Genomic DNA, 12,816 nt, shown 5'->3' on the forward strand with positions numbered 1-12,816 from the left:
ATCATCATGGCTTTAGTATCTTTACGACAACTCTTGGATCACGCTGCTGAAAACGGCTATGGTTTGCCGGCATTTAATGTGAATAATTTAGAGCAAGTCACAGCAATTATGGAAGCCGCTCATGAGGCTGATTCTCCAGTGATCATGCAAGCTTCTGCTGGCGCTCGAAAATATGCAGGCGAGTCTTTCTTGCGTCACCTCATTGCTGCAGCAGTCGAGGCCTATCCGCATATCCCCGTTGTCATGCATCAGGATCATGGTCAAAGCCCCGCAGTTTGTATGGCCGCAATCAAGAGTGGCTTTACCAGTGTGATGATGGATGGTTCATTGGAGGCTGATGGCAAGTCTGTAGCTAGTTATGAATATAACGTCGATGTGTCTAGAGAGGTGGTGAAGTTCTCTCACTCTATTGGGGTTACTGTAGAGGCTGAGTTAGGTGTACTAGGCTCGCTAGAAACGATGCAGGGCGATAAAGAAGATGGTCATGGCGCCGACGGTAAGATGACGCGTGAGCAGTTACTCACTGATGTAGAGCAAGCAGCTGACTTTGTAAAGGCCACACAGTGCGATGCTTTGGCAATTGCGATTGGCACTAGCCATGGCGCCTATAAATTTACTAAGAAGCCCACGGGTGACATCTTGGCAATTGAGCGCATTAAAGAAATTCATACCCGTATTCCGAATACACACTTGGTAATGCATGGTTCTTCTAGCGTTCCACAAGAGCTACTTGCAGAGATTCGTGAGTTTGGTGGCGACATGAAAGAAACTTATGGTGTTCCTGTTGAAGAAATTCAAGAAGGAATTAAGAATGGAGTGCGTAAGATCAACATCGATACTGATATTCGTTTGGCGATGACTGGCGCTATCCGTCGATACTTATTTGAGAACCCTAGTAAGTTTGATCCCCGTGATTATCTCAAGCCTGCACGTGAAGCAGCGAAGAAGGTCTGTATCGCACGTTTCAATGCATTTGGTTGCTCAGGTCAAGCGTCCAAAATTAAGCCAATTCCTTTGGAAAAAATGGCAGAGCTTTACAAGAGTGGCAAATTGGCTCAGATTGTGAAATGAGATAAATATGCCCGCTTTGTACGCTACCTCTATTCAGTCGCTGCCTTTGCTTTCGAAAGGAAAGGTGCGTGATGTTTATGCGCTTGGAGATGACAAGCTACTAATGATTACTACAGATCGGCTATCCGCCTTTGACGTAGTAATGGGTCAGCCCATCCCGGAGAAGGGGATTGTGCTAAATCAAATGGCGAACTTTTGGTTTGAGAAGTTGGCTGATGTCATTCCCAATCATTTGACTGGCATCGACCCGGTTAGCGTAGTTTCTGCTGAAGAAATAGAGCAAGTGCAAGGTCGCGCAGTGGTTGCAAAACGCCTGAAGCCGATTTTGGTCGAAGCGGTGGTGCGTGGCTATCTCGCTGGTAGCGGTTGGAAGGATTACAAGGAGTCTGGTCGGGTTTGCGGCATCGTATTACCAGAGGATTTAGAAAATGCCCAGAAATTACCTGAGCCTATTTTTACTCCCGCTGCAAAAGCAGATGTTGGCGAGCATGACGAAAATATCTCCTTTGAAAAAGTCATCGAGATGATTGGTGAGAAGCTAGCCAATCAAATTCGTGAAGTCAGTATTCGTCTTTACAAAGAAGCCTCTGAATATGCCGCAACACGTGGAATCATCATTGCTGATACCAAGTTTGAGTTTGGTTTAGATAGTGCGGGACAGTTGGTATTGATGGACGAGATCCTGACTGCTGACTCTTCCCGCTTTTGGCCTGCTGAAACCTATTATGTGGGCGCAAACCCTCCCTCCTATGACAAGCAGTTTGTTCGGGATTGGCTCGAAACAGCCATGGTTGACGGCAAGCTTTGGCCAAAAACGGCTCCAGCACCGGCTTTACCGGCAAACATCATTGATAAAACGGCAGAAAAGTACCGCGAAGCCCTGGCTCGCTTAACAAAGGTCTAATTTCCTAGGGACCCTAAAAGGCTGGGATAATAGGCGCTCACACAGATTAACAGAGTCAGACCAGGGTATTTGGAGAGGTAAATGAGCAAAAAGCCAATAGTCGGAATAGTAATGGGCTCCAATTCAGATTGGGAAACTATGCAACACGCTGCCCAAATGCTTGAGCAATTTGGTGTTGCCCATGAGGCTAAAGTCCTCTCAGCTCATCGTATGCCTGATGACATGTTCCAGTATGCCGAGAATGCTCGAGCAAATGGCCTGCAAGCAATTATCGCGGGCGCTGGTGGTGCCGCACATTTACCGGGTATGTTGGCATCTAAAACGATTGTTCCTATCTTTGGCGTTCCTGTCGCAAGTAAATATTTACGTGGTGAAGACTCTCTTTATTCAATTGTGCAGATGCCCAAAGGCGTTCCAGTAGCAACATTTGCTATTGGAGAGGCAGGCGCTGCAAATGCAGCCTTGCATGTGATTGCCAACTTAGCCATCAATGATCCTGCTTTAGCAAAACAGCTAGAAGAGTTTCGTGCAAAGCAGTCCGATACTGCGCGCTCGATGAATTTGCCGGGATATTAAAAAATGGCGGATCGCTCGGAACCCGTTTTGCCGGGTTCTTATTTGGGAATTTTAGGTGGCGGTCAACTGGGGCGGATGTTTACTCAAGCCGCTCAGGCGATGGGTTACAAGGTGTGCGTCCTCGATCCTGGTTCGGATAGTCCTGCTGGTTCGATTGCTGAAAAATTCATTCAAGCCGATTACACCGACTCTGCCGCTCTAAAAGAGATGGCGGCTTTATGTAAATCGGTCAGCACTGAATTTGAGAATGTTCCTGCCCAAGCCTTAGATGAGCTCGAATCATTAGGCGTCTTTGTGGCACCCCGTAGTAGCTGCGTATCTTTGGCTCAAAATCGGGTTGCGGAGAAAAAGTTCTTAGCCACTTGGAGAGCGGAGACCAATATTGGTCCAGTTCCATACTGCGTCATCGAACATGATGCAGATCTTGAGCACGTAGATGCTGATTTATTCCCCGGTATTCTGAAGACCGCTCGTATGGGTTATGACGGCAAAGGCCAGATTACGGTTTATGAACCTGAAAACTTAGTGGCCGCTTGGGCTGAATTAGGTCGTGTCCCCTGCGTTCTGGAAAAGCGGATGGATTTAGATTTCGAAGTGTCTGCTTTGGTGGTGCGCGGTGACGATGACGCTGTCGTTGCCTACCCCGTCTCTCAGAATATCCATCGTGATGGTATCTTGCATACCTCTACTGTACCGGCACCTTCACTAAAGCCTGGGCAAGAGAAGAAAATTGTTGAAGCGGCTAAAGCACTGATTAGGAAGATTGATTACGTAGGAGTTTTATGCGTAGAATTTTTTGTACTTAAGAATGGCGACATTGTGGCAAACGAAATTGCGCCACGTCCGCATAACTCGGGTCACTACACTATAGATGCTTGTGTCAGCAGTCAATTTGAACAGCAAGTCAGAAGTATGGCGCGCTTACCTTTAGGTGACACCCGTTTGCTAGCCCCAGTCTCTATGCTCAATCTCTTGGGGGATCTCTGGTACGAAGGTAGTGAAGATAAAGTTAGGGAGCCTGCTTGGGATCAAGTGCTCTCTCATCCGGATGCTAAGTTGCATTTATACGGCAAAGCTGATCCACGCATGGGTCGCAAGATGGGTCATATTAATTGCTTGGGTGAATCACTTAATCAAGCTCGGCAAAATTGTGCTGCCGTCGCTGTAGACTTGGGAATCGAACCCTAGCAATGTCCAGTGAGAGTGGCTCGCCGCAATTAGCTGTGGTGATTAATGAAGCAGTGCAGACCTTGCGAGAGGGTGGCTTAGTCGCTTTCCCAACAGAAACAGTTTACGGCTTGGGGGCAGATGCGAAGAACCCAGATGCAATCAAAAAGATTTTTACTGCCAAAGGTAGACCTTCTAATCACCCGCTGATTGTCCACTTAGCCGCTCCGGATCGATTTGATCAAGCTCAAGTTGATTGGATGCCGGTATTAGCCCCATGGGTCAGAGATTTATCAGAGGATGCGCTGAAGCTGATTCATGCTTTTTGGCCAGGCCCACTCACCCTAGTCTTTAAAAAAGATAAAAGTGTGTTGACTGAGCTCACAGGTGGTCAAGACACGGTAGCGATTCGTGCGCCAGCACATCCTATCGCACAAGAATTACTGCGTAAATTGAAGGGTGGCGTTGTAGCTCCCTCAGCGAATCGTTTTGGCAAGGTATCGCCAACGAGCGCGGCTGATGTCCGAAGTGAGTTTGCAGGTCTGCTAGATCTGATGATTTTAGATGGCGGTGATTGCGAAGTCGGAATTGAATCCACCATCATTGATTTATCTTCGGGTACTCACCCAATTTTATTGCGGCCTGGCCTCATAACCCCTACTGAAATTTTTGCCAAGACAGGCATTAGGGTGTATTCACCCGGCGAAAGTAATCTTAGTGAGCAAGAGTCTAGCTTGCCAAGAGTATCTGGAAGTCTACGTGCGCATTACGCCCCAAGGACTCCATTAAGAATGTATTCATCTGGAAGAGTGTTAGATGCACTCAGCGAGTTTCCAGATACCAAGTCCCGCGTAGCAGTTGCAGTGTGGGATTCGGATTCTTCATTAGGTGATGATGGTCATCCATCCGTGCATTTTGAAGAGGTGCTGGTGCCTAGCGATAGCACGGCATTTGCGAGTCGCTTATATCGCACCTTGCGAGATCTAGATCAACAGGATTGGGATCTCATTCTATTTCCAGAGCCGCCTTCCGGCGAAGAGTGGGATGGCGTGAGAGACCGACTTCAACGCGCGTGTTTTGGTTCCGGCCCATCGTCTAGTAGCCACGCCAATAATTGATCATGTACTTCTAGACCTCTCCAAGCATTGGGGTGGTTGATGAAAGAGGTCACAGCGTACATCTTTCCAGATTTACTGACCACATAACCAGAGATTGCCCTCACATCAGCCAGAGACCCGGTTTTGATTCGGGCTTCAGGTTTTTTCTTGAGATGTAGAAATTTTCTGAGATGAGTCATGAGGCGATTTCTCATCGTGCCATCCGTACCTGCTATCGGTAGGCTGTTATAAAAAGTATCAGCTACAGATAGATTGCGGGCTGTAACTAATAATTGATTCAGATGTTCCGCGGAGATGGCTTCCTTACGAGATAGACCCGAACCGTTTTCAATCACTAGCTCTGGAAACTGAAAGCCTAAGTTTTTCAGCCAGTTCTGTATAACAAGCTCACCATTTTCAGTGGTTGCTGGTTTCCCCATTTTTTGTAAAGCCAAGGTCAGCATCAGTTGCTTGGCCATTACATTATTAGAGTATTTATTGATGTCCTGCACATCATCACCAAGAGCGATGCCTTCAAATGGCAGTATTAATCGAGATAAAAGAGGAACATTTCCAGACTTTCCTGTAGGTGCCTTAGCCCAACTACCGCCCGCCAGCTCCCATGCTGCTGCAAATCCTTGGGTGAGAAAAGTATTGGCATCTATAGCAACGACGTTGTAGCTCACGTCCTTACAGGACTTGGGGAAGCTTCCAGAGAACTGGGCAGTAATGAGTTGATTCGTAGGGGTCCCATCTCCATCAGGCTCTAAGTTGAATCGCATATTACCTTTCCAGCTATCGCAAGATTGATCAACCAATTGCAGCTGGTTAATTACTTTTAACTGGGATAGTGGTGGCGTATAGCTAATATCAATGAAATCTGCTGTACGTGATTTACCGAGTTGAAATGAGAGTGTTCTAAAGGCGTAAAGAAGTGGATCTGGAGGAACGTTATAGGCACGAAGAGATTCGCCATCGATGGTGTTGTGCTCCATCACATTGGTGGCATAGGCACTCCGATCAAAAAATAAATCACCATCAATTTTTTGAATGCCAAGGTTTTGTAAGGCCTTCATCATTTTGGCCAGCTCTTCGGGGATCAGCTTAGGATCACCTGTACCTTGCAAATATAGATTTCCTTTGAGGGTGCCCTGACGAATGAACCCATCCGTATAGATGTTCGTTCGCCAGCGATATTGAGGGCCTAAGATATCTAGACCGGCAAGGGTGGTGACAAGTTTCATCGTTGAAGCAGGGTTCATCGCTTGCTGTGAGCGCCAATCTAATGCAGTTTTGCTTGCTATCTTTCCAGCGTGACTTGGCTCAATTTCCATCACAGAAATACTGATCGCCTCTTTAGGGATCTGGTTTTTTTCAAGAGTATTAGCAATAGCCTTAGGGATTTTCTGGAGCGGGGTCTCTTGAGTCCTTAAGTCGGCAGAGTAGGCTTGGTTTGTAATCAGTAGGCCAGCCCATAGGAAAGCCAGCAGACTGAGGACGGGGGTCAGAGAGGAATGGGCGCGCATGTACCATAGAATAAACCTTAGTTTGAAGCTGGCTAGCCCCCTACTAATGAATGACGATATTTTTTCTTATAAGTCTCGATGATTTGGTTTTGTTCTTCTAGGAGGGCAGTGAGTTGCTCAATACGCCCGAAAAGTGGTCCGCTAGCCTCCAGTTTTTTGCAGGCATTGATAAATTGAGAGGCCCCTAGCAGTTGCGCCCCACCTTTCACCTTATGGACTAAGCTCTGAAATTGCGCTTCATCGATTGAACTCTTGTTGGCGGTTGAACAGAGCTCATCAAGAATTGCCATATGAACCTTCTTAATCTCTTCCAAAATCACAATAATTTGATATGGATCATCTTTAATGAGGTTAGCGAAGGCATCAAAAGAGTATGTCTCTCCACTACAAGCCGATGGGTTACTAGAGTCAAAGTAGCGCATAAGCTCATTTTCAAGGGCGCCTAAGCTCAGTGGCTTAATGAGGACGCCATTCATACCGGACGATAAAAATTGATGGCGAGAATCTAGGGCATAAATATCTGCTGTGACGCCAATAATGATTAAGTCCTGGTTGCCGGCTATCCGGATCTGTTTTGCTAGATCAGATCCTTGCATGCCGGGCATTGATTGATCCGTAAGCATCAGATCAAAGTGAGCCTCACACATGAGTTCTATCGCTTGGTTAGCATTCTCACAAATCCAGGTTTGAATTCCAAGCGCCTCTAATTGCAATGAGAGAATTTGGCGACTTGCAGGATGATCCTCGACTACGAGTGCATGAAGGGGTTGATTAGATTGCCCAGATTTTTTAGAGATCAGCCTTTTGGTAGATGGCGTCAGTGAATCAAAAAAAGAAACCTGTGAAGCGGCAATGCTCGTTCTAGGAAGTGCGACTGAAAAATGAACGTTACTACCAAATCCCGGGGCACTCTCAAAATAGAGGTGACTATTCATAGAGTTAATTAAATGATTCGTGATAGTGAGCCCAAGGCCCGTGCCTCTCTTATGCTCACATAGAGAGGATTCTTGCGTAGCGGGTAGTTGCTCAAAGGCTTGAAGCGCTAATTCAATTTGCTCGCTTCCCATCCCAATGCCCGTATCAATCACCCTAAACTCAATAAGCTGCCCTGCATGATCATCCGCAAGCACGGTAATGGAGAAGTAAACCTCCCCTTGTGAGGTAAATTTAATGGCATTACTCAATAAATTTTGTAGAACTTGTCGAAGACGCAAGGAATCAATCATTAGTACTTCAGCGATTCTGGGATCAATCGAAGTATGGAGTAGCAAGTTTTGCTTCTTGGCTACCGTGGTGAATGCAGCATGAATATCCATGATTAATTGATGTGGATTGCAGGGTTCTAAATTGAGGGTGAGCTTGCCGGCCTCAATCTTAGAAATATCTAGTACTTGGTTCAGCATGCCCAAAAGAGATTCGGCAGAAGCTTGAGCACTTTTTAATAATGGTTTATCTTTTTGGGGAAATTGCGCGCTCCCAAGAAGCAATTCCTGAACCCCCAAAATAGCATTCATGGGCGTGCGAATTTCATGACTCATGGTTGCTAGAAAAGCAGACTTTGCGGCATTTGCTTTTTCGGCCAACTCCTTTGACTGTAGCAATTCAAGGGCGGTTTTTTTCTGATGGAAATATTTTCTTTGGAGTTGGTAAAAAAGAACTCCGCCAATCATCAAGATGAGAATAGCACTAAGCCAGGGCAGTACAGTTTCTGATAGGCCCCGTGCTTTAAGTGTCTGCACTTCACCAAATGCAAAGAGCTGGCGTGATGCAATAGGATCAAGGTCATCCAGGAAGTGCGTCAGTACATTGTGTAAGGGCCTATCGTGATCTGAGATCAACCAGCGATACGCAAAAGGATCCCGACTATATAGACCATCGACTTTCAAATCAAGATCTTGAGTGCCTTGTATCAGTTGATGTGCCAAGCGAATAGGCATTACTAGCGCCTCGACATCACTTCTAATGAGTGATTGAATTAACTGGCTAGGTAAATTTTTTGTAGTATCTATGCCATCGGCACTCGAGGGTGCATTTTCAAAGCCTCGATCAAAGTATCCAATTTTTAGATTGGGTAAATCTAAGTTGCTAGATGATTTGGAAACAATCGCATCTTGTCCCCAGAAGATTGCTTTTGAGAGAGAGCCAAACTGTAAAATGTGTTCGTTCATCCCGGGTGGATCAATCATGAAATCTACTTCACCTCGACTTAATTGTTTTAAGCCTTCTTGATCTGATTTTCTCCAAATCGGAAGAAATTGCTGTTGAGTGCATTCTTCTATTGTTGACAGCAGAGTTCTAAATACACCAGCCTCTTTTGGATTGCTTGATTGAGCTAGATAAGGTGCATATTTTTCATGAATACTAAAACGTACGATAGGATGGGCATCGATCCATGCTTGTTCCGCTGTGCTGAAAGGTCCGGCATGAGCCATGCTTGAAGCAAGACAGCAGATAGTAAAAGCGTTTTTCGATATGAATCGATGCATACTTGCTTTAGCTTTCGATGATATTGTTCATGCGGCAGAACAAGATCAAATCGGCAATATTATTAATACCTAGTTTGTCAAACACCCTGGTCTTATAGGTTGCCACTGTCTTATTGCTAATGTGTAATAAGTCTGATATTTGTTGGTTAGTATTACCTTTTCCGAGATATTTCATCACTTGTAATTCACGATCAGATATCAAGGCTAATTTGTCATCATCGCTCAGTGAAGTGTTGCCATTTTTACCATGGGTGAAAAATGTATACCCCTGTGAAATAGCGACACAGGCTGCTAATATGACATCTGCCCCTGCAGTCTTGTTCACAAAGCCATGTGCACCTAAAGATCGCACTCTACCGCCATAGACTGCTTCATCTAAGCTAGATAACACGAGTATGCGAACCTCTGGGTGCATTAAGCCAATGCGACGGATGACATCAAACCCATCTGTTTTTGGCATATCCAAATCTAAAATCACCATATTTGGATTTACTTCCTTAATTGAACGTAGGCACTCTTCACCATGTTGCGCCTGTCCTGCTATCTCAAAAAGCAATTGGTCCTGCAACATACTTTTTAAAGCCATCAGCATAGCTGGATGGTCATCTACCAACATCACGCGTTTTCTCATTACTTGTCTCCGTTTTGGTTTTTATGAGGGTGCAGCGAAAAAATAGCTTTAGCGATACGGCTATCACTAATGTGTAGCATTTGATGGCGACTGACTGGAGGCATCATGAGTCCGCCATAGCCATGTTGAGCCCCTAATGCAATGATGTTTTCTAAATCTTTAACTAAAGTAATGTTGCTGGCATAGATTTGAGATTGGAATTTCTCGCCAAGAGAAATGATTGAAGTTGGCAAGCCATCCCTGCGAAATTGACCCATTTCCAGATGAATGCCTTCGGGCTGTATTGCTTCCATCCAGGATATTTGTGAGTTAGCCCCTGAAAAATCGAGCAGATGGATTGCGACGCCAAGCCGCCGCATTCGTAATAGGCCCTCCATACAGGAATCCATCGGCTCTACATCATTCAGTTGGCGGATTCCCAGGCTGACTAATCCAACCGGTAATCGTGAATTGAGAATGAGGTCACTCAAGGCATCTATCAGATCGCTTGAGGCTAGATGCTGTGCTGAGATAGGCAATATACCGGGAATAAAGCGACCGCTTCGATACCAGTAAGTGATTGTGTCTAACCCCTCCATGAATAGTCTCAGGAGTTGTGTATCTGTTGCGGTCAGTAATGGTCTAAATAATGAGCTCGTCAGCTTTGTTCCTTGGGTATTAAAGATGGGTTCGTTACTAATTGCTTGTCGTTGGAACCAAGATTGGTGCTCTTCGAGCACCTTGTTACTTAGGCCAAGCCAGGGCTGGCCGCAGGCATCACGTACCTCTTGGAAGGGTTTGTTCTTCCAAGCCTTTACAAGCGTGTACAGCCGGGATTTCGGGCTCATCAGCATTCTCCAATCAGTGATTAGCCAGTCTAGGCATGACAGATTGGAGTAGTAAGGGCTTAAGGCTTATTTATATGTAGGAAATTACCTACTGGCCTGTCCCTATTATAGAAAATACGGGAAACCCTTTTAAAAATTAAGGAGAATTTGCCCTTGAAATTACTAGATTCAGACCTATATAATCAGCACTCTATCCACGCGAGTGCTAAATTAGGCCGATTCGGTTTAAAAGTCTAATGTATTCGTGTGAAGAGAATGCAACATATTGATTTATATTAGTTTTTTAATTAGTTAACACTTACTAACATAGGAGAAGGAATGAATCTGCGTCCTTTACATGATCGCGTAATCATTAAACGTTTAGATCAAGAATCAAAAACTGCCTCTGGAATCATCATTCCAGATGCTGCTGCTGAAAAGCCAGATCAGGGCGAAGTATTGGCAGTTGGCCCAGGCAAGCGTGATGACAGCGGCAAGCTGAATGCACCAGACGTCAAGGTTGGTGATCGCGTGTTATTTGGCAAATATGCAGGTCAAACAGTTAAGGTTGGCAGCGATGAACTTCTTGTAATGCGTGAAGAAGACATCATGGCTGTTGTACAGAAGTAATCGGTACCTAAGAAAGGAATTCAATCATGGCAGCAAAAGACGTCGTATTTGGAGATAGCGCCCGTACCAAAATGGTAGAAGGTGTCAATATTCTCGCGAACGCAGTTAAAACAACTTTGGGACCAAAAGGTCGTAATGTCGTCATCGAGCGTTCATTTGGCGGACCAACCATCACTAAAGATGGCGTATCCGTAGCAAAAGAAATCGAACTAAAAGATAAGCTCCAGAACATGGGCGCGCAGATGGTGAAGGAAGTGGCTTCTAAAACTGCAGATATCGCTGGTGACGGTACAACAACTGCTACCGTTTTAGCTCAATCCATCGTTCGCGAAGGCATGAAATACGTAGTTTCAGGTCACAATCCAATGGACTTGAAGCGCGGTATTGATAAAGCAGTGACTGCCGCCCTTGAGGAACTCAAGAAAATCAGCAAGCCCTGCACAACTAACAAAGAAATTGCTCAAGTTGGTTCTATCTCAGCCAATAGCGACCATAGTATTGGTGAGCGTATCGCTGAAGCAATGGCAAAAGTAGGTAATCAAGGTGTAATTACTGTTGAAGATGGCAAGTCATTGGAAGATGAGCTTGAAGTAGTTGAGGGTATGCAGTTTGACCGCGGCTACCTCTCCCCATACTTTATTAACCAACCTGAAAAGCAAGTTGCCGTATTAGAAACTCCATACGTGCTCTTGTTTGACAAGAAAGTCAGCAACATCCGTGATTTGCTCCCAGTACTCGAGCAAGTAGCAAAGTCTGGCCGTCCATTGTTGATCATTGCAGAAGATGTTGAAGGTGAAGCCTTGGCAACATTGGTTGTGAATAACATTCGCGGCATTATTAAGACTTGTGCTGTTAAGGCTCCAGGCTTTGGCGATCGTCGTAAGGCGATGTTAGAAGATATCGCGATTTTGACTGGTGGCACAGTCATAGCTGAAGAAATCGGCCTCACACTCGAGAAAACAACTCTTGAGCATTTAGGTCAAGCAAAGCGCATCGAAATAGGCAAAGAGAACACAATCATTATTGACGGTGCTGGGGATGAAAAAGCAATCGAAGCTCGTGTGAAGAACATCCGTGTTCAGATCGAAGAGGCGACTAGCGATTACGATAAAGAAAAGTTGCAAGAGCGCGTTGCTAAGTTGGCAGGCGGTGTTGCAGTGATCCGCGTTGGCGCTGCTACTGAAGTTGAAATGAAAGAAAAGAAAGCCCGCGTTGATGATGCATTGCACGCTACTCGCGCTGCAGTAGAAGAGGGGATTGTTCCTGGTGGTGGTGTTGCTTTAATACGTGCTATGCAGGGTATCAAGGGCTTGAAAGGCGCTAACGCTGATCAAGATGCTGGTATCAGCATCGTATTGCGCGCCATGGAAGAACCTCTTCGAATCATCGTTTCAAATGCAGGAGACGAAGCAAGCGTAGTAGTTAATGCTGTCTTGGCTAGCAAGGGTAATAACGGCTACAACGCAGCAACTGGTGAGTATGGCGACCTCGTGGCTCAAGGTGTGATCGACCCAACTAAGGTAACAAAAACTGCACTAGTTAATGCGGCTTCTGTAGCAGCCTTATTGTTAACTACCGATTGCGCTATCTGCGAAGCACCAAAAGATGATTCTTCTGGTGGTGGCATGCCTGATATGGGTGGAATGGGTGGTATGGGTGGAATGGGCGGCATGATGTAATAGCCTGTAATTTCCTCAGCTACCTAGCTGCAGAAACTAAAACGCCCAGTTCAAAAGACTGGGCATTTTTTTTGTGCCGCAGATGATAAAAATACTCTAAGGCGGCCTTTTATTAATGGTAGAAATTTTGGCCTACCGACTTCACTATATTTTCTACAATCTTCTTCGCATTACAAAAGAGCATCCTAGTTTTATCCATAATGGACGAGATTACTGCCAAAGAATTTAGAACCTCGGGCACAA

At 45.5% G+C, this 12,816-nt stretch carries 11 protein-coding genes; 7 read left to right on the plus strand and 4 right to left on the minus strand.

Annotation, left to right across the window (positions count from 1 at the left end):
* The first annotated feature begins 6 nt into the window (after positions 1–6).
* The 5 genes from fba to ICN15_RS01225 all read left to right on the plus strand — a co-directional run bounded on the left by fba (position 7) and on the right by ICN15_RS01225 (position 4,836).
* On the plus strand, positions 7–1,071 hold the full coding sequence (fba, locus tag ICN15_RS01205; protein WP_216200680.1) for a class II fructose-bisphosphate aldolase: 1,065 nt from the start codon (positions 7–9) through the stop codon (positions 1,069–1,071).
* Positions 1,072–1,078: 7 nt separating this feature from the next.
* Positions 1,079–1,975: a phosphoribosylaminoimidazolesuccinocarboxamide synthase gene (locus ICN15_RS01210; protein ID WP_216200681.1), complete on the plus strand. Its 897-nt coding sequence runs from the start codon at positions 1,079–1,081 to the stop codon at positions 1,973–1,975.
* Positions 1,976–2,056: 81 nt separating this feature from the next.
* Positions 2,057–2,551, plus strand: a complete 495-nt coding sequence (gene purE, locus ICN15_RS01215) for a 5-(carboxyamino)imidazole ribonucleotide mutase (RefSeq protein WP_216200682.1) — start codon at positions 2,057–2,059, stop codon at positions 2,549–2,551.
* A gap of 3 nt (positions 2,552–2,554) precedes the next feature.
* A complete protein-coding gene (locus ICN15_RS01220) occupies positions 2,555–3,739 on the plus strand; it encodes a 5-(carboxyamino)imidazole ribonucleotide synthase (protein ID WP_216200683.1) in 1,185 nt (394 codons plus the stop codon).
* A gap of 2 nt (positions 3,740–3,741) precedes the next feature.
* Positions 3,742–4,836, plus strand: coding sequence for an L-threonylcarbamoyladenylate synthase (locus ICN15_RS01225; RefSeq protein ID WP_216200684.1), 1,095 nt, complete (start codon positions 3,742–3,744; stop codon positions 4,834–4,836).
* On the opposite strand, the gene dacB is transcribed toward ICN15_RS01225, so the two are convergent.
* From dacB to ICN15_RS01245, 4 genes are all read right to left on the minus strand, one after another.
* Positions 4,782–6,341, minus strand: coding sequence for a D-alanyl-D-alanine carboxypeptidase/D-alanyl-D-alanine-endopeptidase (dacB, locus tag ICN15_RS01230; protein WP_216200685.1), 1,560 nt, complete (start codon positions 6,339–6,341; stop codon positions 4,782–4,784). The two genes, ICN15_RS01225 and dacB, sit on opposite strands and share 55 nt — an antisense overlap.
* Before the next feature lie 32 nt (positions 6,342–6,373).
* Positions 6,374–8,773 (minus strand): ATP-binding protein, encoded by a 2,400-nt coding sequence (locus ICN15_RS01235; RefSeq protein ID WP_255532819.1) that lies wholly within the window; start codon positions 8,771–8,773, stop codon positions 6,374–6,376.
* A 61-nt stretch (positions 8,774–8,834) separates the two neighbouring features.
* Complete coding sequence (locus tag ICN15_RS01240; protein ID WP_216200687.1) at positions 8,835–9,458, minus strand: response regulator transcription factor; 624 nt, start codon at positions 9,456–9,458, stop codon at positions 8,835–8,837.
* Positions 9,458–10,285, minus strand: coding sequence for a diguanylate phosphodiesterase (locus ICN15_RS01245; protein ID WP_216200688.1), 828 nt, complete (start codon positions 10,283–10,285; stop codon positions 9,458–9,460). The genes ICN15_RS01240 and ICN15_RS01245 overlap by 1 nt, the downstream gene beginning before the upstream one ends.
* Before the next feature lie 318 nt (positions 10,286–10,603).
* Between ICN15_RS01245 and ICN15_RS01250 the strand changes: the two genes are divergently transcribed.
* Both ICN15_RS01250 and groL read left to right on the plus strand, forming a co-directional pair.
* Positions 10,604–10,894 (plus strand): co-chaperone GroES, encoded by a 291-nt coding sequence (locus ICN15_RS01250; protein WP_015421939.1) that lies wholly within the window; start codon positions 10,604–10,606, stop codon positions 10,892–10,894.
* 26 nt (positions 10,895–10,920) lie between these two features.
* Positions 10,921–12,573 (plus strand): chaperonin GroEL, encoded by a 1,653-nt coding sequence (gene groL / locus ICN15_RS01255; protein ID WP_216200689.1) that lies wholly within the window; start codon positions 10,921–10,923, stop codon positions 12,571–12,573.
* The last annotated feature ends 243 nt before the right edge of the window (positions 12,574–12,816 follow it).

It is taken from the genome of Polynucleobacter sp. CS-Odin-A6, from assembly GCF_018882095.1.
In the GTDB taxonomy this organism is placed as follows: domain Bacteria; phylum Pseudomonadota; class Gammaproteobacteria; order Burkholderiales; family Burkholderiaceae; genus Polynucleobacter.